This window comes from Pseudarthrobacter sp. J1738 (assembly GCF_050490315.1).
Taxonomy (GTDB): Bacteria; Actinomycetota; Actinomycetes; order Actinomycetales; family Micrococcaceae; genus JBNPEO01.
On the sequence record NZ_JBNPEO010000011.1, the window covers coordinates 23,972 to 48,361 of the forward strand.

Genomic DNA, 24,390 nt, shown 5'->3' on the forward strand with positions numbered 1-24,390 from the left:
CTCCGCGTGTCGTGCGAATCAACAGCAAATTCAACAAAAGTTAGCGTGTCACTGGGTGCCGAGGGGTGCTGACGTCATAAACGTTTACTGGAACCTTAGGGTCTTCGGGCTTCTTCAACAGCGCTTCCAAAACCTTAGCCTTCAGTTCACGGTCCTCCGCGTTCCCCCAGACAACTGACTTGCCGTTGGCAAGGTTTAACTTCACCGAGTCGGCGCTTGAAGCCGAAGCTGATGCCAGTTGTTGACGAACCGAATCCGGCAAGGCACCCAGAACAGCCGTCACCGCCTTAAAAAGGTCAGTGCGCAAGCCCTTGGCACCGCCGTCGATATTTGGCAGCTTAACCTTGGCTGGATCCGAGACCGGGCCCAAGCTCACTCCGTCAGCGTCAACCAAGGAGTACTTGCCCGCTACTTGCAGGACAGCGACCGGTACCCGCTCTTGGATTTGCACCACCAGAGTGGACGGCGGCCGGGACTGCATGGTGCTTGACTTGATCTGAACAAAGCCTTTGAGCAAACCGTCCACGTCACTTTGTGAAATCCGCGGCAGCGTTTTACCTTCTAAGGGCTGCAAGGCTTTTTGCACCGTGGCGGTGGGCACCAGTTTGTTGCCCTGTACAGCCACTGTGCGCACGGCCAGCAGCGGAGAGTACATAGTGGCCAAGGCAACCAGCACTATCAACACCACGACGGCGGCCAGGGCAGTCAGCGCGTACCGTTTCCGGCGTCGTGCCTTCGGCTCTGGAAACGCTAAAACCCCCGGGTTCCGAGCAGCGCGGTCTGATGAATTAGGCACGCAGTGCCTCCACGATGGCTGGACCGTAGGCCGTAACATCGCCAGCACCAACGGTGAGAATAATGTCTCCGTCTTGGGCGTTCGCAGCCAAAAGGCGCACAGCCTCAGAAGGATTGGCAACCGGGTGGGCAGCAGTTCGCAACTTGGCGGTAATCAGTTCGCTAGTAACCCCTTCGATGGGGTCTTCGCGTGCCGGGTAGATGTCCAATACATAAACGCTATCGGCAAGATCTAGGCTCGAGGCGAATTCCGCCGCGAACTCACGAGTCCGGGAAAACAAATGCGGCTGGAACAACACGTGGACTCGGTGCTCCCCCGCCACTGAGCGCGCCGCGCGAAGAGCTGCTGCCACCTCAGTGGGATGGTGGGCGTAATCGTCATATACTCGGACACCCCGCTTCAATCCCTTGAGTTCAAATCGGCGCGAGGTACCAGTGAACGCCTCTAGGCCAGCAATTGCGGCACTTGGATCCACGCCAAGCTCTAGCGCCACGGCAAACGCGGCTGCCGCGTTCAGAGCATTGTGCACACCAGGTACGTGCAAGTGCGCCGTATAGTGGCGGTCCCCAATCTCCAAGGCAAGCGCTCCGGCACTGGTATCCAAAACCTTAATCTGTGCCTCAGGATGTGTACCGTACAAAATTACTCGGGTGTTTCCGCGTTCTTGTGTGCGGTGAGCCAGCGCGAGAGCTCCCGCATCATCCGCGCAAGCGATCAGTACACCCTCGGCCGGAAGCAACGCAGTAAATGCATCGAAAGATGCGTCCACTGCCTCGGCTGTGCCGTAATGGTCCAAGTGATCAGCTTCAACATTTGTTACTACCGAGATCAGTGGGCGGTAGTTCAAAAAGGATCCGTCGGATTCATCGGCTTCGGCCACAAACACATCCGATTCACCACTAGCAGCATTGACCCCCAGCGCCGGTACGTTGGCGCCGATAGCGAAAGAGGGATCTAGACCGGCGGATCGCAGCAACACGGTAATCATTGACGTTGTAGTGGATTTTCCGTGTGTGCCGGCAACAGCAACGGTGCGATCGCTGCCCATTACATTCGCCAGCGCCTCAGAGCGGTGCAATACCGGAAGCCCGGCGGCCTTGGCTGCTAGCAGTTCTGGATTATCTGCTCGAATTGCCGAGCCGGCCACAACCACCGTGGCATCTCCAAGATTTTCTCGCGCGTATCCCACTGCGATCCGCGCCCCCGCCGCGCTCAGTTCCTGCATGACCGGTAAGTCTTTAGCATCCGAGCCGCTCACAGCCTGATTCCTCGCCACCATAATCCGGGCAACCGCGGACATTCCAACCCCACCAACACCAATAAAGTGCGTCCGGGTTCCATGGTTCTGGGTGGCTGCGCCGTTTTGCTCAATCATTTAGCTGCTGCTTTCAGTACAAGATCAGCCATTCGCTGATCCGCGTCTCGGATGCCGTGCCGCACCGAGGCTTGGTGCATCGTTTTTAGTGCCACTGGGTCCAACAAAAGTTTCACAATCGTGGAAGCAATAAAATCCGCGCTCAAATCTTTGTCCGCTATCAGGAGCGCTCCCCCGGCCTCCACTAACTCTTCAGCGTTGCGCGCTTGTTCGCCATTACCAATTGGCAAGGGGACAAAAACGGCCGGCAGCCCTACAGCAGCAACCTCGCAGACAGTGCCAGCACCAGCGCGAGCCAGGAGCAAATCCGCTGCCGCATAAACAGTCTCCATGGCATCAACATATTCAAGCTGTGTATAGCCTGCTGCTGCGAGTGCAACGTCACCGTCCATAACTTGTTTCCCGCGGCCCGTGATGTGGACTGTCTGAATACCTGCAGCAGCAAGATCCGGCAACGCTGCTTTGAGAGCCGTGTTGATGCTCAATGCTCCCGAGGATCCGCCGGTTACTACCAGGACCGGGCGAGCCGGGTTGAGCCCCAGCTTTTCGAGTGCTGCGGCTCGGGCAGTTTCGCGGTCAAGCCTAGAGATACCCTTTCGCATTGGCATTCCCACGTGGACGGACTTGCCGAGTCTAGTGCGAGCAAATGCTGTGGCAACGCTGGCTCCCAGAGCCACACCTACCCGGTTGGCTAATCCCGGACGGACGTTGGCCTCGTGAATCACCGTGGGGATTTTCCGGAATTTAGCGGCTAGATACATCGGCGTGCAGACGTAACCGCCGACGCCGACCAGAACATCCGCATGGGACTCGTCCAAGATTCGCCCCGCGCTACGTACGGCGGCCACCATACGAAAAGGCAATTTGAGCAAATCCGGAGACGGTTTGCGCGGCAACGGAACCCTAGCAATAGTGGCTAATTCGTAGCCAGCTTGCGGCACAATACGTGTCTCCATTCCTTCGGCCGTCCCAACCGTTAGGAACGTGGCATCGGGGACACGGGCACGCAGGGCATCGGCAATGGCAAGCATGGGGCTGATGTGGCCTGCAGTCCCGCCGCCTGCTAAAACAACGGACAAGGATGGTGAGCTCATAGAGTTCTAACTGCGCTTTCGTGGCGAGGGACGGGAAACCATATTGGGCTTGTTCGAGCCAATGCCCACCCTCTTGGTGGTGCCTGGTCGAGCATTCTTTGAACCGGTCTGAGCTGATTTGAGGAACTTTGGACTTTTGAGCTTATTGCTCGCACCCATTTGTTCCCGGGCCAAGGAAAGTACCACCCCAATGGCTGCCAGGGACATCAACAAGGCTGAACCGCCATAGGAAATGAAAGGAAGCGGAACACCGATGACGGGAATCAACGAGGTCACAACTGCCATGTTGATGGTCCCTTGGCCCAAGATCCAAACCATGATGGTTCCGGCCAAAACCCGGTGAAATAAGTCTTCCTGACGAATGACCACTCGGTAGATGGAGATGCCCAAGATCGCGAACAAGGCCACCACTACTAGAGCCCCGATCAGGCCAAGCTCTTCACCAATAATGGCGAAGATGAAGTCATTGTGGGCTTCCGGAATCCAGCTATATTTTTGCCGGCTTTGGCCCAGACCCACGCCAAACCATCCGCCAGATGCCAAACCACCTAGGCCGTTCGTGGACTGATAGTTGGTGTCAGATCCATCCCCGCACGCAGCGCCTGTCCACCACGAGGTGATGCGGCACATACGGTTGGAGCTGGTGAGTGCCATGGCCAAGGTGCCGATGATCAGGACAACGCCAGCTAAGGCGAACATTCGCATAGGTACTCCAGCAAAGAACAACGCTGCGGCCATGATCATCATAATGATCATGCCGGTACCTAGGTCATTGCCAATGAGGACTAAGCCAATGATGCCGCCTGCTACGGGAATTACCGGGATCACCACGTGCATCCAACGGTCCAAAAGCTTTGCCTTTGTTGCCAACACGGTGGCCATCCACAATGCCAAGGCCAGCTTTGCAGCCTCCGAGGGTTGCAGTGAGAACCCAGCGATGTCGATCCAGTTGCGGTTACCGTTGACCGAGTTTCCGATCACCAACACCAGAGCCAAAAGGACATAGCTGCCAATGATGCCGGGCCATGCCAAGCGCTTGAGCCACATAACGTTGACACGCGAGAGGATAAACATCACCGCAAAACCAGCGATGGCAATAACACCTTGCTTCATCGCAGCAGCAAAAGGTGATTGCCCCTGCGCAATAGCTTCAACACTTGAGGCGGACAGCACCATCATGATGCCGATTGCGGTCAAGGCAATGGTCGAACCCAAAATCAGGTAGTACGTGGAGCCATTTTTCGCTGCATCGTGACCTTCTACTCCCTCCCAAAAAGAGGAAAACCATGTGCGTACGCGTCCCAAAGGTGTTAGGGGGTGTGCTGTTGGTTTTGAAGGCGTCCGTTTGGTGGGCCGTGTGGGCGTGCTGACCATTGCCTACTCCTCGCTGGTCTGAGCCTGCCCTTCCACGAGCTCCCGAACGGCCTGGATAAAGGCTTCGCCACGGTGAGCATAGGAAGAGAACTGATCCATGGAAGCAGAGGCCGGTGCCATCAAGACCGTGTCACCGTCAACGGCCACTTGTGCGGCCGCATTGACGGCCATAGACATTACGCGCTCACCCGACTTGCTGGTGATGTGCGTTTCAGAGACTGGCCGTTCACTCTGCGCATCTTCAGTTTCCCCGGTTCCGGGCTCAATCACCGGGACGTTGGGAGCGTGTCGTTCAAGGGCCGAGCGCAAAGTGCTGCTGTCTTCACCGATCAGAACAACTGCTTTGAGCCGGCTCACATGATCAATAACCAGCTGATCGTAACTGACACCCTTTGGCAAACCGCCAGCGATCCACACTACTGAGCTAAAAGCGGCTAGGGAGGCAGCTGCTGCATGCGGGTTGGTGGCTTTGGAGTCGTTGACCCACAAAATACCCTTGGACTTTGCTACCGCCTGAATTCGGTGGTCCCCTGGCACATAGTTTTTGATGCCCTCACGAACGGCTGTTGCATCAACGCCATAGGCGCGAACCAGCGCTGCGGCCGCGAGAGCGTTTGCCACCATGTGGCGCGGGGCAATGGCACCCAAATCGGCAATGGCGGCTAGTTCCTTTGCGGAGTCTTTGCGCTCAGCAATAAAGGCTCGGTCTACCAGTAGGTCCTCAACCACGCCCACCATACTGATGGCGGGAGTGTTGGTGGTGAACGCTACAGCACGGCAACCTTCCTGAACGTCAGCTTCCATCACCATGTGTTCAGTCTCAGGCGACTCTGCGTTGTAGATGCAGGCAACCTTGGTATTGGCATAGACACTGGCTTTATCCTGCAGATACGCTTCATAGCTTCCGTGCCAATCCACGTGGTCTTCAGCTACGTTCAGGCACACACTGGCCAACGGGGCCAAAGAATGACTCCAGTGGAGTTGGAAGCTCGAAAGCTCCACAGCGAACGCGTCGTACTCCACCGGATCGCGTAGCGCGTCGAGAATGGGGGTTCCCACGTTCCCCACGGCGATGGCCTTCAACCCGGCTGCTTGAAGCATTGACTCTGTGAGGCCAACCGTTGTGGTTTTGCCGTTGGTACCAGTGATCGTGAGCCATTCGGCCGTTTTGCGCCCCTCGCGAATACGCAAACGCCAGGCCAACTCAACATCGCCCCAAACAGCAATGTGACGCCTGGCAGCTTCTGCAAGGAGCGCTTGATCAGGGTGCCAGCCTGGTGAGGTGACCACAAGGTCCGGTGCTTGGGAATCCACCTCTGGCAAGGAAGCCACGGCTTCTTCGCCAAGCAGAACGTCTTGCGCGCCCACAATGCGGAGAGTGTCAGCGTGAGCCATTGCCTTTTCTGTGGTGGCAGAGTCCACCACAACAACATGGGCACCAAGCTCAATCAGGGTGTCCGCTGCGGCAAACCCGGAAATACCGATGCCCGTTACAACTACTCGTAGCCCTGCCCAATCAGCGTCCCAAGACGTCAATGAGGCTAGGCGCGTATCGAGCGCTTCTTGGGCTTCCAAATCTCTCTGTGTCACAGTCCAACAACCCATTCGGCGTAGAAGATTCCCAAACCAACGGCAACAAAGAGCCCACACAGGATCCAGAATCGGACCACAACCGTAACCTCAGCCCAGCCTTTGAGCTCAAAGTGGTGCTGTAGTGGCGCCATCTTGAACACTCGCTTGCCGCCGGAGATCTTGAACCAACCGACTTGGATGATGACCGAGAGAGTGATGAGAACAAAAAGGCCACCGATAACAAACAACAAGATTTCGGTACGGCTCAGGATGGCGAAACCAGCCACAGCGGCCCCAATTGCGAGCGATCCCGTATCCCCCATAAAGATTTTCGCGGGAGAGGTGTTCCACCAAAGGAAACCCACCAGAGCTGCACTCATAATTGCTGCGAGCAAGGCCAGATCCAAGGGGTCACGAACTGCGTAGCATGCGCCGCCCGCTTGCCGGGGGGATCCACATGCTTGGTTGTTCTGCCAGATTCCCATGATCGTGTAGGCGGCAAAAACCATGATGGCAGCACCGGCAGCCAAGCCGTCCAAACCGTCAGTGAGGTTCACTCCATTAGAGGCCGCTGTAATGATCAAGTTGGACCAGATCACAAAGAGCACTGCTCCAAGCACGGATCCGCCGAAGGCCAAATCCAGCCAAGGGATGTCGCGCACTAATGAAACGTGTGTTGAAGCCGGTGTGATTCCACGGTCGTCCGGGAATCCCAAGGCTAAGAGGGCAAAAATGATTCCGACTGCTGCCTGCAAAATAAGCTTGGCTTTGGCGTTGAGCCCAAGTGAGCGCTGCTTGGAAATCTTGATGAAGTCATCGAGGAAACCAACCAGCCCCATCCCCACCATCAGGAACAACAAGAGCCCTGCAGAGGCCGTGGGACCTTCAAGCCGGGGGTTAATGAGCCACATAATCAAGTGGGTCAGGAAGTATGCCGCCACCACCGAGAGTACCCATACGGCCCCACCCATGGTGGGAGTTCCGCGTTTGGTGTGGTGTGACGTCGGTCCGTCATCACGAATGAACTGCCCATAGCCCTTGCGGACCAGAAGCTTGATAAAAAGTGGTGTCCCCACCAACCCAAATAGCAGTGCCAGCGCTGCGCCGGTCAAGAGTGCAATCACAGTTGATCATTCCCTTCGTTGGCGGGTGCTTCAACACCGGGTTGCTGGTCGATGCTCTGTCCTGACAGAGCCTGTTTTGGTAATGCTATCTGATCACCTAGGAACCGCACCCCAACACCGTTGGAGGACTTAAAAAGAACCAAATCTCCGCTTTCGAGTTGTTCGTCGAGGATTTCTTTAGCCTCTTCAACCGTGGCGGCGAAAAGCGCTTCGCTGCCCCACGATCCTTCTTGAATAGCGGAAATGTACAGGGGTCTTGCCGCCTGCCCGACCACCAAAAGTTTTGAGATGTTGAGCCTGACAACCTGGGTACCCACTGCGGCGTGTTCGCGGATTGACTCTTCGCCCAGTTCCAGCATGGCGCCCAGAACAGCCCAAGTGCGCCGTCCTCTACCTAGATCAGCCAAAGTCCGTAGCGCCGCCCGCATAGACTCAGGGTTGGCGTTGTACGCGTCGTTGATGATCGTCACGCCGTCGCCACGTTCAGTTCTCTCCATCCGCCAGCGGCTCGCAGCGCTTTGAGTGTTCAACGCAGCCACAATAACGCTGTGCTCCACCCCAGCTGCACTTGCGGCACTAGCAGCGGCCAACAAGTTGGTGACGTGATGGGCACCAATAAGTCTGGCGGAAACCGGGAATCGTTCTCCCATGGCGAACTGCAGCTCAAACTCGGGATAACCCTCAGCATTCGTCGCCGGATCAATGGCCCGCACGGTGTCTGCAGTAGCTTCCGGACTCCCAAGTGCAGTAAACCCAAGCACGCGCCCAACAGCACGTGATCGCATGGCCGCTACCCGCGCGTCGTCCAGGTTCAGGACCACAGTTCCTTCTGGAGCAATCGCTTCTGCGAGCTCGCCTTTAGCTTTGGCAATGTTTTCCACGCCGCCAAATTCTCCAGCGTGAGCTGTGCCAACGCCCAGCACAACACCAATATCGGGCTTGACCATGGCGGCTAGATAAGAAATATGACCAATGGAGGTGGCGCCCATCTCGATGACCAAGAATCGTGTGGATTCATCAGCCATAAAAACTGTGAGGGGTACACCCACCTCGCCGTTGTATGAGCCCTGCGGTGCCACCGTCTTGGCTACTGAACCAAAAATGCCAGCTAGTAAATCCTTCGTGGTGGTCTTACCGGCTGATCCGGTAATTCCCACCACCGTAAAATCATGCCCCTGAGCAGAACGAGCGGTGCGGATCCGTTGGACCGATGCACTGGCGAGGGCGCCCATCGCCAACACAGCATCCGGAACAATAACAGTCGGATACGGAGCACCTGAGGGATCGAGAACTTGGCGTTCGCCCAGGACCAGAGTGGCACCGTTGGTCATCGCTGCGCCAATAAAGTCGTGTCCGTCAGCGTGTTCGCCCGGCTTAGCAACGTAGAGGCTGCCATTGGTAGCTTCGCGTGAGTCTGTGACCACGTTTTGGGGCGTGAGGAGCTCGATACCCTCAACAGGGCTGAGCGTTCCACCGGTAATGTGGGCGATTTCTTGCGCTGTAAATTGAATCATCTCGGTTTAGGAGCCTAACGTCTCGGCGGAGGAAGCGTTGAATCCAAATGCTGTCAAGGCATTACGAAGTTCGGCGCGGTCATCAAGGGGAAGGTTCACACCTTTGACCTCTTGCCACACCTCATGGCCACGTCCGGCAACCAAAATGGTGTCCTTGGCGGTGGCAAGTTCAACGGCACGGCGGATGGCATCCTTACGTGGTGAAACTTCCTCCACAACGCGGGGCACAGTCAGCTTTTCATTCGCCGCAATGGCGCCGGCCATCACATCTGCACGGATACTGGCCTCGTCTTCCTCGTGCGGGTCATCATCGGTGATGATGACCACGTCTGCGAGTTCGACGGCGATTGCACCCATTGTGGGTCGCTTACCTTGATCGCGTTGTCCTGTTGCCCCAAATACGACGATGACCCTTGAGCCTTCTTCGCCGGATCGAACAGCGCCAAGAGCGCGTGCCAAGGCGTCCGGGTTGTGAGCAAAATCAACAATGGCCGCGGGCGAAGTACCCACCATTTGCATCCGGCCAGGAACCTCCACAGTCAGTGGATCGTGAGTGTCCAAAGCTGTTTGGAGAGCCTGAAGGGGTACACCCGATTCGAGAACCATCTGGACAGCCAGTGCCGCATTGGCCACGTTGAAATTGCCGGGCAGGCCACTGTGGACCGCAAGGCTTTGACCGTCACGTTTTGTCAGAACAAAGTCTGTACCCAAGCCAGCGGCTTGTTGGCTGCTCAACTTCCAGTCGGCGTCGTAAGTGTTTTCTGACGCTACCGAAACGGTAGTGACCGGAACACTAGCCTGCGTTGCAAGGCGCTGTCCCCATTCGTCGTCGACAAGAATCACTGCCCTGCCGGTATGTTCCGGGGTAAATAGCTCGGCCTTGGTGGCGAAGTACTCATCCATGGTGCCGTGGAGATCCAAATGGTCTTGGGTCAGATTGGTGAAACCCGCAACATCGAAGTGCACTCCATCCACACGGTGGTAGGACAAAGCGTGCGAGGAAACCTCCATGGAGGCCCCGTCAATACCGCGCTCTCGCATCAACGCCAGCAAGGCATGGACATCAGTGGACTCTGGAGTGGTCAACTTGCTGGGAATCGGTTCGCCCCCGGCAACGATCTCAATGGTGCCGATCAAACCGGTGGTTTTGCCCAGTGAACGCAAAAGAGAGTTCACAAAATAGCTAGTGGTGGTTTTACCGTTGGTACCTGTCACAGCAAAAAGATCTGGACGGAGGACGCCTTCTGGCTGGCTGCCGTAGATAAGACCGGCCAACGGTCCGACGACGGCACGTACGTCCTCGGTCACAAGAACCGGCAGGGCAAAATCAGTATCAAGAGCCAGCGCACGAGCACCTGCTTGGTCGGTGAGCACAGCCGCTGCCCCCCGCTCGGCCGCCTGAGCAGCGAAGTCTGCACCGTGCCGGTTGGCGCCCGGCAGCGCAACGTACAAGTCACCCGGTTCAACACCACGCGAATCGCTCGTGATCCCCGTAACTTCGGCCGCACCCGGTGCAGGGACACTGAGCTGCTGGGCGATCTGTTCAAGAGAAACTTCGGTCCTGTTGGAAGGACGGAACGGTGAGCGTCCGCTCTGGCCGGACTCCCCGGACGATTGATCAGACAAATGACACTCCGTAGTACTAGTTTCTAGGCCGCTGGCAATACCAACGGTGTTCTGCCGCCGCAGGTTTGACGGCCAACCCCAATGCTTTCAGATTACTTTGCGTACTGCGGCAAGTGCGCTGCCTTGCCGGTGGAAGGTGCAACGTTGTAGGTGCGGAGGACTTGGCTCATAACTGAACGGAACGTTGGGCCGTTGCTGATGCCATAAATGTCGCCCTTGGGACGCTGAACCACGATTTCTACAATAAACCTCGGGTCGTCCATTGGAGCCATACCCACCATCGAAGCGGTGTATCCACAGAAGCCTGGCTGCCCGTTGTCGCACGGCGATTCCGAGGTTCCGGTTTTTGCACCGATCCGGTAGCCGTCGATTGCGGCTTCCTTGATCTCGCCCTCGGTCACGTTACTTTCCAAAATCGAGCGAACCTGCTTGGCCGTGGAATCGGAGACGATGGTTTGCGGGTCAGCCGCTGGAACCTTCTCTTCGGTGCCATCTGGGTTGATGTATGAATCAATGAGGCGGGGCTGAAGCATCACACCGTTGTTTGCGATGCTTTGGTACGCACGGACGGTCTGCAAGGTTGTCTGTGAAACACCCTGGCCAAACAGCACTGTGTACTGCTGGCGGTCATCCCATTTGTCTGGCTTGGACAAGATGCCTTGACCAACACCCGGCAAGGGAATGTCTGGTGTTTTACCGATGCCAAACTTGCTGAGCCAGTCGTAACGCTGTTGACGGCTCAGCGCTTGGCCAGCCATGACGGTTCCGGTGTTCATGGAGAACCCTAAGATGCCGGCCAATGTCCGCTTTTCAGTACCGTGCTCGAAGGCATCGCTGAAGGTCTGGCCATCCACGGTGTACGTGGGAGGAATAGTGTAGGTGGACAGCGGGGTAGCTTTGCCTTCTTCGATCAACGCGGAAGCGGTGAGAACTTTCTCCACCGAGCCGGGCTCATAGGCTGCCGTCACGGAACGCACACCGCGGTCTTCAGCCGCCACTTTGCCAGGATCGTTAGGGTCCGGTGAGTTGGTATCAGCAAGGGCTATCAAATTGCCGGTTTTGCTGTCCATAATCACGATGCTGCCCCATTCAGCGTTCAGCTTGTCTACCTGAGTCTGAATAGCTTGTTGAGCAAAGTATTGAATGTCGCTGTTGAGCGTAAGCTTCACCGTCTTGCCATTTTCGGCTGGGGTCAACTTGTCCGGGGCTACCGGGATGACCAAACCGTCTGCGCCGATCTCATAGCTCCGCTCACCGGCTTTGCCTTTGAGCACCGAGTCCTGAGTCTGCTCAATGCCTGCTTGACCCGTGGTGCCATCCTGCAGGAATCCAACCACGCCGCCAGCAACAGCACCGTTCGGGTAAACACGCTGGCTCACGCCGCTGGCTACAACACCTGGCACGTGGAGTGCCATGATGGCATCTGCCACATCCGGCTTGACATTGCGGGCCATAAGTTTGTAAGCGGATTCGCCAGTAGCTAGCTCTTTCACTTGGGCTGTTTCCATACCCAGCAATTTGGCCAAATCGCTCAAGCCTTGATCACGGCTAACCTCAAGCACCTCACCAGATTTGTCATCCTTGTGCGGGAACTCGGTGGTTTTGGTGTTGAGCGCCTGATCGATGGAGATGTCATAACGGATCACTGATGTGGCCAGAACAGTGCCCTTTTCGTCAACAATCTGTCCACGAGCGGCCGGAAGAATCATGCTTCGCGCCCGGTTGTTCTGCGCCGCTTCGGCTAATCCGCCAACGTCAAGGCCTTGAACCAAAAAAAGCTTGCCAGCTACGACCAGCAAGAGGGTGAGCATAATTGCCAAGCCCACCCGGAGGCGGCGAGTGGCGCCTGTGTTCCTCTGAGCTTTTGCCTTTTTGCTGCTCTGCGCCACGTACTTACCTCATTGATCGTTGACCGGTTTACCCGGGCAGTTCACTTACTCACTGACCTGGCGTTTTCTGCGCCGGAGCCGGAATGGTGCCGCCGTTCAGCACCACGGGTGCTTTAGCTTCCGGAGCCTTAGCTGCTGGCGTTGCCACAGCTTCAGGAGTTGCGGCCGTCTGCTCAGCGGCAGCGGCCCGGTTCTCGATGGCCTCCTGAGCCGGAGCCGGGGGAACCACAGCAAGTTGGCCAGCCACTGCCGGAGCAGCGATGATGGCGCCCTTGTTGTTGTCATCCTTGACCGCCGGAGCTGCCTTACCGCTTACAGCCAAGGTTTTAAGATCAATCTGACCCTGGACTGTCGAAGCAACCATTCCCAATTGTGAAGCCTTGGCCGCCAAATTCTGGGGAGCTTCGAAGTTTTGGACTTGCTGTGTCAGCTCTTGGTTCTGTTTGTTGAGCGAGGACTGCTCGGCCTTCAGCTCAACGAGTTGGTACTGACCTTTGGAAACCTGAATGTTGAGAACCAGTACTCCTAGAAGAGCCACAGCGAGCACTGCGAAGCAGAAGACCACAAACGGGGCGCGTTTGCGGCGCGGTGTGCTCTGCACCAGGGACAGCGGAGTGCGCTGACGCCGGGAAGGCGCTTGCGCAGCGCCAACCAATGATCGTGCGGTGTTACCCACAACAGACTGGAAGCTGTAGTTTGCTCCGGCGCTCATTTGGCCCTCCTGGCTTTGATACGTTCTACGGCGCGCAGACGAGCTGACGCGGCACGGGGATTCTCAGCAATTTCTGCCGCGGTGGGCACCTCGGTGCCTTTAGTGATGGTCTTGAGTTGTGCTTTGTGCTCTTCGAGTTCCACTGGAAACCCAAGGGGCGCCGAGGACTTGGACCCTGCCGCGAAGACGCTCTTGACGATCTTGTCTTCGAGCGAGTGATAGGACATCACCACCACGCGTGCACCCAAGGCGATCGAGGCAACTGCAGCCGGGACAGCACGCTCAAGAACGTCGAGCTCTTCGTTGACTTCGATACGCAAGGCTTGGAATGTTCGCTTGGCAGGGTGGCCCCCGGTGCGTGCGGCCGATGCGGGAACAACCGCCCGAATCACGTCAACGAGTTCGCCTGTGCCTTGGAACGGTTTGATCTCCCGAGCGGCAACAATGCGGTTGGCGATCCGGCCAGCGAACTTCTCTTCGCCCCACTTACGAATAATCCGAACGAGCTCTTCTTCGCTGTAGTTATTGACCACGTCAGCCGCTGTTTGCCCGCGACTGGTGTCCATTCGCATGTCCAGCGGGGCATCGTAGGAATAGGCAAATCCTCGGGTACGCTCATCCAGCTGCAGGGAGGAAACACCTAAGTCCATCAGGACTCCGTGCACTTGGTGAAGTCCGAGATCTTCGATCACGTCTCCAATTTCGTCATACACCGCGTGAACCAAGTCAATGCGGTCTTGAAACGGAGCAAGACGTTCGCCGGCCAAAGCAAGCGCTTCTTCATCCCTATCAATACCAATGAGCTGCAGATCAGGGTGCCGCTGCAAAAGTGCTTCGGAGTGACCACCCATGCCCAGAGTGGCATCAATAACAACAGGGACTTCACCACGCTGGCGGGCAGCTTCGAAACCTGGTTCAAGAAGTTTGATGCAACGGTCTTTGAGTACGGGAACGTGACGCTCGGAGGTGGGCTTAGTGCCATCGCCTTCGACCATGAAGTTTCCCCTTCCCGTACTTGTTCGTTACTGGCGTGGTGTTGATGATCCCTGCTGATGTTTCCTAGATCAGGTCCCCATCCGCGCCTAGAGTGCGTCCCGCCTGGCTCCGGGGAAGTGAAGCCAGGTTGGTGCAGTCTGGGCGGCTGGAGATCTCATCCAGGAACCTTGGTTCCTGAACCGGTTTCCACTGTGTTGTGGCCCGGCCACAACTTAGAAGATTCCGGGAATCCCGTTGTCGTCCGTTTCGGAGAAGACGCTTTCCTTCTCCTCGAGGTAGTCAGTCCAAGCCTGCATATCCCAAATCTCGGCCCTGGATCCGGCTCCAATGACAGCCAGTTCCCTGCCCAGCCCGGCGTATGCACGCAATGCCGGCGGAATGGTGATGCGCCCTTGCTTGTCAGGTACCTCGTCAGAGGCTCCAGAGAGAAAAACTCGAATATAGTCACGGGCTTGCTTGGAGGAGATCGGAGCCTCCCGCATTTGCTCGTGAACTTTTTCAAATTCCCGCTGACTGAAGACGTAGATACAACGCTCCTGGCCTCTAGTGAGAACCAAACCGTTGGACAGTTCCTCGCGAAACTTGGCTGGCAGGATGATGCGTCCCTTTTCATCCAGACGTGGAGAATGCGTGCCAAGAAACACGTACCCACCGCCGATCTGTTCAAAAGGGGGCTACACGTACCCCGCGCTGCCACTACCCTCTTACATGCTCCACTTTACTCCACTTCGCACCACGGTCAAGACAAAAAAGCACTTCCGCAGGATGTGTTGGGAATAAATTCCGCGTCACTGCAAGGAAATAGCAAGTGGTGGAATGTGGAGGGATTTAAACGTCAAAGGCCCGCCGAAGCGAGCCTATGAAGGGTTTTTGGAGCTTATTGTGACGTTGCAGCGCTCAAGTGGTGCAAAGTGGAGGAGCTACAGGGTGCTTGAAGAACCGAAATTACGGCTCTTCACGGCGCCGGGCATCCCAACGTTCTTCGAGGTTGTTCATAAAAGAACTACGGGGCTTGGTCCCTGTACTGGACGGATTATTCACCTTCCCCGCGCCGCGGGGGCGCAAGGTTGCAAAGTAAACGCCAGCGCCCATCACCAGAAAGCCGAGCACACCCACAATGATCAGCTGAGTTGAGACTCCAACCAACAGGACCAGGATGCCTACTATCGCTGCCAGCACTCCCAAAATGAGATGGCGCGTAGACCAGCGACGTGCGGCGCCAGTCTCCATCGAGCTAGCAAAACGGGGATCGTCCTCATGCAGTTGTTTCTCTAACTGCTCGAGTAGCCTCTGTTCGTGCTCCGAAAGCGGCATCACGACCTCCTAGGTGTCACTGCGTTGTGCCGTTGGCATCAATCAATTCACAATTACTGTGTCTATCTAGAATAGGTTGTTGCGGGGCTAACTGAAAGACGTGCAGATCACAGCTGGCCCTTGTTGTTGCGTTTAGGCATCAACTTCGCTGGCGTGACGGCTGCGGAACCAAAACGAGCCGCAGCTTGGTCCAAAGCGGCTTCAGCTGCGCGCCAATTATTTTCCCGCCGATCAAGGCTCAACTGCAGAGCTCCGTTGCCGGCCGATTCCAGAGATTCAACGCGAACCCCAATCAAACGCACGGACTGCGGCAACGGCGTCAAAGCATCCAAGAGTCCACACACAGTCTGGTAAATCTGCGTTGCATTGTCCGCTGGTACCGTGAGTGACCGGCTCCGGCTCACCAAACTGAAATCCTCGTAGCGGAGCTTCAGCGCCACGGTTCGTCCAGCGACTCCACCGGAGCGCAGCCGCTCGCCTACTCGATGCGAGAGCCGAAGGAGTTCTTGTTTGAGCCGGCCAACATCATGAACATCGATCGAGAACGTCTCTTCGGCCCCAATGCTTTTCTCCGTGCGTTCAGGGGTGACCTTTCGACCATCGCGTCCCCAAGCGAGCTCGTAGACATGCTCACCACTAGCGCCAAGCAGCTTCTTTAAGGACGACGGCGGTGTGGCGGCTACGTCTGCCACGGTTCGGATTCCAATCCGCGCCAGGGTTTCGACGGATTTTGCCCCAACACCCCAGAGCGCGCTGACGGGCAGCGAATGCAAATAAGTAATGGTCTGATCCGGCTCAATCTTCAGCAGAGCATCGGGCTTGCATCGTGTGGAGGCGATCTTTGCCACGAACTTGCTCGCGGCGATTCCCACAGAAGCCGTAATTCCCAACTCTGTTGCCACCCGGCGTCGGATCATCTGTCCGATCTCTTCCGGTGTTCCCAAACGACGGATGGCACCTGCCACGTCCAAAAATGCTTCGTCAACACTTAGCTGCTCCACTTGATCGGTAACCGAGTGAAAGATCTCCATGATCTGTTTTGATACCTCGTAGTACAAGGAATGCCGTGGCTCAATAACCACCGCCGTAGGAGCCATTCGCATGGCAACCGCCATGGGCATGGCAGACTTCACACCGAGTTTGCGAGCTGAATAAGAAGCTGAGAGCACCACGGAGCGGCCCGTGGGAAAACCCACAATCACGGGTTTGCCCACGAGTTCTGGACGTTCACGCAGCTCTACCGAGACAAAGAACGCATCCATGTCCACGTGCAGGATGCTGCATTTTCGCAATTCGCGCAGCTGTTCCTGGTTCACGGCTTCAATCTTAGGCGCCAGCACTGACTAAACTGAGTGGGGGTCTATGAGCGATGAGCCGTAGAAGTATCAACCAAGGAGCCAAGTAGTGAGTTCGGACGCAGCAAGTGCCCAAGAACAAGAGCAGTTTGTCGCCGCTGTTGCCGATCATCTCCAAAAATTCTTGGCTTCTCGCCAGAAACTGGTTGATGACATCTCCCCCGATGTTCAGCCGCTCCTGGATTCAATCTCCGCGCTAGTCACTGGCGGGAAGCGCTTGCGGGCTACTCTCTGCTATTGGGGATGGCGCGGTGCAGGTGGTGCAGCCCTAGCGCCAGAAATTGTGATCGCCGGTGCAGCCTTGGAGTTGTTCCAAGCCGCTGCGTTGATTCACGACGACATCATTGACCGTTCTGATACTCGCCGCGGCGGCCCCAGCGTCCACCGCCGTTTTTCCCTCCTCCACCGTGCTGAAGGTTGGGCCTTGGACGAAGAGCGCTTCGGCCATGCAGCCGCCATTCTGACTGGGGATCTTTGTTTGTCTTTGAGCGAGGAAGTGTTCTCCGCGATTGGTCCACTCTCGGCTCATGGCACGGGGGCTCGAGAGATTTTCAACCAGATGCGCGCCGAAGTAATGGCCGGACAATATTTAGACATCCTCGAGGAAGTGGCTGGTCCGCTGCGCGATCCCGCCACAGCCGTCAAGCGTGCCCGGTCCATCATTCGTTTTAAATCCGCAAAGTACACCACAGAGCATCCCTTTGCTTTGGGCGGTGCACTCGCTGGAGCGCCGACATCACTCACCGCCGGATACTCGCGTTTTTCGCTTCCACTGGGAGAAGCATTTCAACTGCGCGACGACGTACTAGGAGTTTTCGGCGACCCGGCAGTCACTGGCAAACCCGCTGGTGACGACATTAGAGAAGGTAAGCGCACCGTCTTGATGGCGCTTGCCTTGGAACACGCCTCTACCGAGGAAGCTGCCCTGATCGAAGAGCACTTGGGCAAGCCCGAACTCAGCGACGGACACTTGGCTCGCATTCGCGAAGTCATCACCAATAGTGGAGCACTCACTGCTACAGAAGCCCTGATCGAAGAGCTCAGCGGGGACGCCTTGGCCGCGCTGGATTCTTTGGGCCTCGCGGTGGAGGTCAGAGAGGCCCTGGACCGTTTGGCGCACGGCGCAGTTCGTCGCGCAGCGTAGTCTGAAAACCAGCTTGCCTACCAGGCAGTTCTGACTACTACGCGGGCGACTACCTACCAGGCGAGCGACAACTCACCAGGCGAGCGATTGGGCCCGACGACGAATTTCCGTTTTACGACCTTCAATAAGGGCATCGATCGGACGTCCAGGCAGTGACTCATCCTCGGTAAACAACCACACGAGCATGTCCTCGTCGTTGTAGCCTGCATCGCGCAAGACAGCGACGGTGCCTTTTAGACTGTCCAAAATCACGCCGTCGTTCAAGAACGCGGCCGGAATCTTGCGGATTCCGCGGTCGCCTACACGCAGGGCTACAAGAGCACCTTCGTCAACAAGTCCGTGCACCTTGGTAACTGTTACATCCAACATTTGGGCTACGTCCGGGAACGGTAGCCACTCACCCACAAGGGTCTCTGCATTACTCACGCTTAAAGGTTGCCACGGCACAAGGCTTGGAGCCTAAAGGCGGAGCCATTTTGAGGCCGCTGGTAGTGAATTTGTGATGAAGAAATGTCGACACTCCGGGAATTTGTCTTGTCGGCTGTAGTTCAAATCTTGTGCTAGATCGAAATTCGTGAGAGATTCACATGGGTCACATTTGTAACATGACCATACTTGAATAACATCAGTCACACTGGCAACAGACCGTCCGATCGGATGGCGCCTACACCCAGAATGAGGATCTTCTTTATGACGACCCCCCCATCGCCGAAGTTCCGTCCGCTGCAGTCAAGGGCTAAAGTGGCCGTTACAACGGCGGCACTGCCCGTCGTCGTACTGTCCTCGCTGGCACTCGCGCAGCCGGCAGAAGCCCAAGCGCCCTCTCAGCCCTACCAAAAAATTCCGGCTACGCTCAAGGCGGCTATGGAAGCCCAAGCAGCCGCGGCCAAGGTCCAAATCCCTTCCGCCAAAGTTGCCAGCACCGTCCCTTCGGCATTGCGCCCCATGGCTTCCGTTCCCGGCACTTACACCATCAAGTCCGGCGATACGATCAGCGGAATCGCAGCTCGTTATGGTCTGAAGACCTCTGAAGTCCTGCGCATCAATAACCTCCGTGCAACCCAGATCATTTACCCTGGTCAAAAGATCAAGCTCAGTGGCACCGCCACGGCAGCAGCACCGGTCAAGACCACCGCACCTAAGCCGACGGCAATTGCCAGCACGTCCGGTACCTACACAGTCAAGTCCGGCGACACCCTCGGCGGTATTGCTGGACGGCACGGCGTTTCGCTCTCCTCCCTGTTCAGCGCCAACGGACTCTCAATGAGCTCGATCATCTACCCGGGCCAGAAAATCCGGCTTAGCGGCTCGGCAGCCAGCACACCGGCGGCCGTCAAGCCTGCCGCTAGCAAGCCAGCGGCCAGCAAACCCGCAACCACCACCGGTACCTACACAGTCAAGTCCGGCGACACCCTCGGCGGTATTGCAGGACGGCACGGCGTTTCGCTGTCCTCGCTGCTCAGCGCCAACGGACTCTCAATGAGCTCGATCATCTACCCGGGCCAGAAAATCCGGCTTAGCGGCTCAGTAGCCAGCACACCCACTGCTGTTCAGCCCGCCGGCGGAACTACTACGCCGTTGGTTCCCAGCAGCTTCTTGGGCTACCACTACCCCGCAGCTGTGGTCAGCTCAGCTAACGCTAACAAGGCCCTGCTCAACGCGGCTCCTGTTCCGAGCCAGGCACAGATGAAAGAGATTGTTCGCAGCACGGCAGTTCGTATGGGAGTGGATCCCAAGTTGGCTATGGCTTTTGCCTACCAAGAGTCGGGCTTCAATCAGCGTGCAGTCTCCCCCGCCAATGCCATTGGCACCATGCAGGTTATTCCGAGCTCGGGTGAGTGGGCTTCCTCGATGGTGGGCCGCAAGCTCAATCTCTTGGACCCCTATGACAACGTCACCGCCGGCGTGGCGCTCATCCGTTCTTTGCTTAGAACCAGCAAAAACACTGACTACGCTATTGCCGGTTACTATCAGGGGCAGTATTCGGTAGAGCTTTACGGCATGTATTCCGATACCAAGGCGTACGTAGCCGCGATCAAAGCACACCGCGCTACCTTCTAAACGCACGCAAGGTGGTTCGGTAGAGCTCAAAAGCACTACATAACGAAAAGGGGTCCCGAGCATGTCGCTTCGGGACCCCTTTTCGCAAGCATTTAGGATCGAAGGGTGCAGGAACACGTGAGCGATGCCTTGATTGGCACCCTAGTAGATATGCGGTACCGCGTCAGCGCCAAGCTGGCACGCGGAGGTATGTCCACTGTGTATTTGGCAATTGACCAGCGTTTGGACCGGGAAGTTGCCCTGAAAGTTTTGCACCCACACCTCTCTGGCGACCCGCAATTCCTCGACCGTTTGGGCAGCGAAGCCAAAGCGGCTGCCAGGCTCTCACACCCGCACGTAGTGGCCGTTCTGGATCAGGGGCAAGATCAGCACACTGCGTACCTGGTGATGGAGTACATCAAGGGCCACACGCTCAGGGACGTGATGAAAGATAAGGGTGCGCTGACACCGCGCCTCGCCTTGGCGTATTTGGATGCGATCGTAGAGGGTCTAGCCGCTGCACATCGTGCGGGGCTGATCCACCGTGACGTCAAACCTGAGAATGTGTTGCTCTCAGATACCGGTCACATCAAAATTGGCGATTTTGGTCTCTCCCGAGCAGTCACCACCACTACAAGCACTGGCGCCCTTATTGGCACAGTTGCTTACCTTTCTCCCGAACTAGTGTTGGGACGTGCTGCCGACGCAAGGAGTGATATTTATTCGGTGGGCATTATGCTCTTCGAAATGCTCACCGGGCAACAACCATTTACGGGCGAGATTCCCCTTCAGGTGGCCTACCAGCACGCCAACTCCACCGTCCCAGCACCTTCCACCCTCGTCCCGGGCCTAGCTCAGGACCTTGATGAGTTAGTGCTGTGGTGCACTGCCAAGGACCCTGAAAATCGTCCAGTGGATGCCGATGCGCTACTGGGTGAACTGCGTCATGTGCGTGCGACTCTCAGTAACTCCGAGCTGGACTTGGGAAGCCAAGGTACGTCCAACACAGAGGTGTTGAGGCCCAACAACCATCGAACCGAAGTACTCGAAACACGGACCCAAGTATTGGGCAACGGTGGTGGTTTGGGCCCCGGCTACAACAGCGAGGCAACGCAGGTCATTTCTGGGGGCCAGTCCCCCACTACCGTGCTGGGCCAAGGCGTCCGGTGGCAGCAACCTTATTCACCCATGGTGCCCGAGGTTCACGATCGTCCCGGTAATGGCAGTGGAGAACCTCGGCCGAGTAAACGCGAGTTGAAAAAGGCTGCCAAAGCCCAAGAGCGTGACCGGGTCAAAGCTGCAGCCACCCCGGTCGCCTCTCTCCGCCACGGGAACTCCCGCCGTCGGGGTGCTATTTGGATTGTGGTAATTGTGCTCTTGGCACTTCTTGCCTCAAGTGCCGGGTGGTTTTTTGGTTTGGGTCCGGGCGCTGAGGGCACCATTCCGGACGTTCGGAACAAAACGGTCTCCACGGCGCAGCAACAAATCAGCGCAGCGGGAATGCACAACACCACCCAAGAAGTATTTGATGACAACGTTTTAGCAGGCATGGTGGTGGCGAGTGACCCTCCCACGGGGACCCGCATCCGCAAGTTTCAAAACATTTCGCTGTTGGTCTCCAAAGGCCCGCAGCTTTTTGCTCTGCCCACTTTGACGTCCAAGCAGTTAGACGTCGCCAAGGATGAATTGAACAAGGCAGAGATGGCCTTGGGCACCATCAGCGAGGTGTACGACGACGTTGCTGCCGCCGGCTTTGTGCTTAAACAATCCCCTGCTGCGGGCAAAGCAGTTCGCCACGGCACTCCCGTGGCTCTCACGGTTTCTAAGGGCCCTCAGCCCATCAACGTCCCGGATGTAACGGGTCAAGAGCAAGAGGCAGCTGTTGGAGCCATCACTGATGCTGGTTTGAAGGCAGTGGTTGCGCCGGAGCGGGAATTCAGCAAAACCGTGCCAGAGGGCCATGTGATTTCTCAGGAACCGGCAAACGGCACACTCGTCAAGGGCGAGAGCGTTACCTTGACGATTTCCAAGGGGCCCAAAATGATCAAGGTCCCCAACGTCATTGGCAAACAAATTGACGATGCACGCCAGATCCTTGAGGACCTGGGATTCAAGGTCACGGTCGAAGAACTACTCGGAGGCTTCTTCGGATCCGTGCGATTCCAAGAGCCGGGGAATGGTGAAGCCCCGGAGGGCTCCACCATTCACCTGAGCTACGTCTAGCGCTTAGCCAGGGCTCCAGCCACCAAAAAGGCCATCTCGAGGGATTGCATGTGGTTCAGTCGCGGATCACATACTGACTCGTAGCGGTCAAGGAACGCTTCCTGATCAATTGGGTCAGCACCGCCCAAGCACTCGGCAACGTCATCGCCGGTCATCTCTACATGCAAACCGCCGGGGAAGGTGCCGAGGGCTTCGTGCACTTCAAAGAATCCACGAACTTCGTCAATGACATCGTCAAAGTTGCGAGTTTTGTAACCGTTCGGTGAGGTCACGGTGTTGCCGTGCATGGGGTCAGTAACCCAAAGAACCTGGGCACCGCTGGCCGTAACCCGCTCCACCAGAGAAGGCAGCTTCTCGCGAATATTCTTGGCGCCCATCCGGGTAATAAAAGTGAGACGGCCGGGTTCGCGGTTGGGGTCCAGCTTGTCGATCAATGCCAGCGCATCATCTCCGCTGGTACCGGGGCCCAGTTTCACACCGATGGGGTTCCGGACACGGGACAAGAAGTCCACGTGAGCGTCCTCGAGGCCGCGTGTCCGCTCACCGATCCACAAGAAGTGGCCGGAGGTGTCATACGGCAAACCGGTCCGTGAATCGATGCGAGTTAGCGCGCGCTCGTAGTCCAAGAGCAGTGCTTCGTGGCTGGCAAAGAATTCCACCCGCTTGAGTGCTTCAAAATCTGCACCGCAAGAACCCATGAACTTAATGGCCCGGTCAATGTCGCGGGCCAAAGACTCATAGCGTGCGTGTGCCGGGTTGGAGGTGAAGCCCTTGTTCCACTGATGAACCAAACGCAGATCGGCAAACCCACCCTGGGTGAAAGCCCGGATCAGGTTAAGCGTAGAAGCGCTCGTGTGGTACGCCTTGAGCATCCGAGACGCATCGTGTTTGCGGCTCTCTGGCGTAAATTCGTAACCATTCACAATGTCGCCGCGGAAGGCGGGGAGAGTGACGCCGTCGCGCGTTTCATCGTTTGAGGAACGGGGCTTGGCGAACTGGCCAGCCATTCGGCCCATTTTGATCACGGGCATTGATGCACCGTAGGTCAAAACCACTGACATTTGAAGGATAGTGCGCACACGCGCGCTGATCTTATCTGCCGTTGCACCGTCAAACGTTTCAGCGCAGTCACCACCCTGCAGCAAAAACGCTTTGCCTTTCGCGGCCTCGGCCAAGCGGGCCCGAAGAACGTCGACTTCCCCGGCAAATACTAGGGGCGGGACGATGGAAAGCTCTTTAACGGACGCATCAAATACATCGCGATCAGACCACGTGGGTTGCTGCGAAATCGGCAGCTGCCGCCAGTCGTCGAGGCCCGGATAGCTAGCCGCACCGCTCTGGGCGGTGCTGGACAGCTGATCAGACGAGCCTAGGTATGCCGGCGTGGACGGGGAAGATGCTGGGGTAATGGAAGTCTCAGTCACCACTCCAGATTAGAGCCCTTGGGGAGGAATTGCTCACAAGGACGTAACCATGGGCGTTGTACCGTCATACGTTTTGCGGTGGATCCGTGGTGGTGGCTTCTGTTGCGGCCAATTGCTGCTTGACGGTGGCTGCGTAGACATCAACGTATTCCTGGCCGGAAAGTCGCATCAATTCAGCCATGATCTCATCCACCACTATCCGTTGAACGTTTCGGTCATCAGCTTGGTCGGCGTAGCGGCTGAAGTCCATTGGTTCGCCAAAGATCACGCCAATCCGGCGGATGTTGGGCATTCGTTTGCCAATGGGCTGAACCTTATCCGTGCCAATCATGGCCACGGGAATCACTGGAACACCGGATTCGAGGGCAAGCTTGGCCACACCAACTTTGCCGCGGTACAAACGACCATCGGGGCTGCGCGTTCCTTCGGGATAGATGCCTAAGAGCTCCCCGCGGTTCAGAACATCCCCGCCAGCATTCAAAGACAATGCGGAGGCCGCGCCACCGGAGCGGTCCATCGGCAGCTGGTTGGTCAGGCGGAAGAAGGCAGCGGTCAAACGGCCCTTTATCCCTTTACCAGTGAAGTACTCCGATTTGGCCAAAAAGACCACAGGCCGTGGCACCATCAGAGGCATAAAAATGGAGTCAGAAAAAGACAAGTGGTTGGAAGCCAAGATGGCAGAACCCTCGCGCGGAATGTTGTCCAAGCCCTTAACCCATGGCCGGAACAGCAATCTCACAATCGGGCCCAAAAAAATGACCTTCATCACCCAATAGAACACGTTCAGACCTCTTTCGGCAGGCTTGCACCGGCGACTA

The 24,390-nt window shown here is 56.9% G+C and carries 20 protein-coding genes; 3 read left to right on the forward strand and 17 right to left on the reverse strand.

Annotated elements, in window-relative coordinates; translation table 11 throughout:
• Positions 1-40: 40 nt before the first annotated feature.
• The 14 genes from ACQR35_RS12460 to dinB form a co-directional block, all read right to left on the reverse strand.
• Positions 41-796, reverse strand: coding sequence for a cell division protein FtsQ/DivIB (locus tag ACQR35_RS12460; protein WP_430268546.1), 756 nt, complete (start codon positions 794-796; stop codon positions 41-43).
• Positions 789-2,171 carry a UDP-N-acetylmuramate--L-alanine ligase gene (murC, locus tag ACQR35_RS12465; protein ID WP_430270223.1) on the reverse strand — a complete coding sequence of 461 codons (1,383 nt, stop codon included), beginning with the start codon at positions 2,169-2,171 and terminating at the stop codon, positions 789-791. Before murC ends, ACQR35_RS12460 begins: the two co-directional genes overlap by 8 nt.
• Positions 2,168-3,265 (reverse strand): undecaprenyldiphospho-muramoylpentapeptide beta-N-acetylglucosaminyltransferase, encoded by a 1,098-nt coding sequence (gene murG, locus ACQR35_RS12470; protein ID WP_430268544.1) that lies wholly within the window; start codon positions 3,263-3,265, stop codon positions 2,168-2,170. The genes murC and murG overlap by 4 nt, the downstream gene beginning before the upstream one ends.
• A gap of 6 nt (positions 3,266-3,271) precedes the next feature.
• Positions 3,272-4,639, reverse strand: coding sequence for a putative lipid II flippase FtsW (gene ftsW, locus ACQR35_RS12475; RefSeq protein WP_430268543.1), 1,368 nt, complete (start codon positions 4,637-4,639; stop codon positions 3,272-3,274).
• 3 nt (positions 4,640-4,642) lie between these two features.
• Positions 4,643-6,244 (reverse strand): UDP-N-acetylmuramoyl-L-alanine--D-glutamate ligase, encoded by a 1,602-nt coding sequence (gene murD / locus ACQR35_RS12480; protein WP_430270224.1) that lies wholly within the window; start codon positions 6,242-6,244, stop codon positions 4,643-4,645.
• Positions 6,226-7,335 (reverse strand): phospho-N-acetylmuramoyl-pentapeptide-transferase, encoded by a 1,110-nt coding sequence (mraY, locus tag ACQR35_RS12485; RefSeq protein ID WP_430268541.1) that lies wholly within the window; start codon positions 7,333-7,335, stop codon positions 6,226-6,228. The genes murD and mraY overlap by 19 nt, the downstream gene beginning before the upstream one ends.
• Positions 7,332-8,849, reverse strand: coding sequence for a UDP-N-acetylmuramoyl-tripeptide--D-alanyl-D-alanine ligase (locus ACQR35_RS12490; RefSeq protein ID WP_430270225.1), 1,518 nt, complete (start codon positions 8,847-8,849; stop codon positions 7,332-7,334). Before ACQR35_RS12490 ends, mraY begins: the two co-directional genes overlap by 4 nt.
• A 6-nt stretch (positions 8,850-8,855) precedes the next feature.
• A complete protein-coding gene (locus ACQR35_RS12495; protein WP_430270226.1) occupies positions 8,856-10,475 on the reverse strand; it encodes a UDP-N-acetylmuramoyl-L-alanyl-D-glutamate--2,6-diaminopimelate ligase in 1,620 nt (539 codons plus the stop codon).
• Between the two features lie 92 nt (positions 10,476-10,567).
• Positions 10,568-12,364, reverse strand: a complete 1,797-nt coding sequence (locus ACQR35_RS12500) for a peptidoglycan D,D-transpeptidase FtsI family protein (protein WP_430268538.1) — start codon at positions 12,362-12,364, stop codon at positions 10,568-10,570.
• Positions 12,365-12,413: 49 nt separating this feature from the next.
• Positions 12,414-13,076: a hypothetical protein gene (locus ACQR35_RS12505; protein ID WP_430268537.1), complete on the reverse strand. Its 663-nt coding sequence runs from the start codon at positions 13,074-13,076 to the stop codon at positions 12,414-12,416.
• Positions 13,073-14,071 carry a 16S rRNA (cytosine(1402)-N(4))-methyltransferase RsmH gene (gene rsmH, locus ACQR35_RS12510; RefSeq protein WP_430268536.1) on the reverse strand — a complete coding sequence of 333 codons (999 nt, stop codon included), beginning with the start codon at positions 14,069-14,071 and terminating at the stop codon, positions 13,073-13,075. The genes ACQR35_RS12505 and rsmH overlap by 4 nt, the downstream gene beginning before the upstream one ends.
• A 213-nt stretch (positions 14,072-14,284) precedes the next feature.
• A complete protein-coding gene (gene mraZ, locus ACQR35_RS12515; protein ID WP_430268535.1) occupies positions 14,285-14,716 on the reverse strand; it encodes a division/cell wall cluster transcriptional repressor MraZ in 432 nt (143 codons plus the stop codon).
• A 301-nt stretch (positions 14,717-15,017) separates the two neighbouring features.
• Positions 15,018-15,386, reverse strand: coding sequence for a DUF3040 domain-containing protein (locus ACQR35_RS12520; RefSeq protein WP_430268534.1), 369 nt, complete (start codon positions 15,384-15,386; stop codon positions 15,018-15,020).
• A 107-nt stretch (positions 15,387-15,493) separates the two neighbouring features.
• Entirely contained in the window at positions 15,494-16,648 is a 1,155-nt protein-coding gene (dinB, locus tag ACQR35_RS12525) for a DNA polymerase IV (RefSeq protein ID WP_430268569.1), read from the reverse strand.
• A 142-nt stretch (positions 16,649-16,790) separates the two neighbouring features.
• Here dinB and ACQR35_RS12530 point away from each other — a divergent pair, with 142 nt between their 5' ends.
• On the forward strand, positions 16,791-17,885 hold the full coding sequence (locus ACQR35_RS12530; protein WP_430268533.1) for a polyprenyl synthetase family protein: 1,095 nt from the start codon (positions 16,791-16,793) through the stop codon (positions 17,883-17,885).
• A gap of 72 nt (positions 17,886-17,957) precedes the next feature.
• On the opposite strand, the gene ACQR35_RS12535 is transcribed toward ACQR35_RS12530, so the two are convergent.
• Entirely contained in the window at positions 17,958-18,311 is a 354-nt protein-coding gene (locus tag ACQR35_RS12535; protein WP_430268532.1) for an Rv2175c family DNA-binding protein, read from the reverse strand.
• Positions 18,312-18,575: 264 nt separating this feature from the next.
• Here ACQR35_RS12535 and ACQR35_RS12540 point away from each other — a divergent pair, with 264 nt between their 5' ends.
• Together ACQR35_RS12540 and pknB are read left to right on the forward strand one after the other, a co-directional pair.
• Positions 18,576-19,946: a LysM peptidoglycan-binding domain-containing protein gene (locus ACQR35_RS12540; RefSeq protein WP_430268531.1), complete on the forward strand. Its 1,371-nt coding sequence runs from the start codon at positions 18,576-18,578 to the stop codon at positions 19,944-19,946.
• 105 nt (positions 19,947-20,051) lie between these two features.
• Positions 20,052-22,148 carry a Stk1 family PASTA domain-containing Ser/Thr kinase gene (pknB, locus tag ACQR35_RS12545; RefSeq protein ID WP_430268530.1) on the forward strand — a complete coding sequence of 699 codons (2,097 nt, stop codon included), beginning with the start codon at positions 20,052-20,054 and terminating at the stop codon, positions 22,146-22,148.
• Here the strand turns inward: pknB and ACQR35_RS12550 are convergent.
• The gene (locus tag ACQR35_RS12550; protein ID WP_430268529.1) at positions 22,145-23,575 is read right to left on the reverse strand and encodes a class II 3-deoxy-7-phosphoheptulonate synthase; all 1,431 of its coding nucleotides are present in this window, start codon (positions 23,573-23,575) and stop codon (positions 22,145-22,147) included. The genes pknB and ACQR35_RS12550 overlap by 4 nt on opposite strands.
• 61 nt (positions 23,576-23,636) lie before the next feature.
• The gene (locus tag ACQR35_RS12555; RefSeq protein ID WP_430268528.1) at positions 23,637-24,353 is read right to left on the reverse strand and encodes a lysophospholipid acyltransferase family protein; all 717 of its coding nucleotides are present in this window, start codon (positions 24,351-24,353) and stop codon (positions 23,637-23,639) included.
• Positions 24,354-24,390 lie beyond the last annotated feature (37 nt).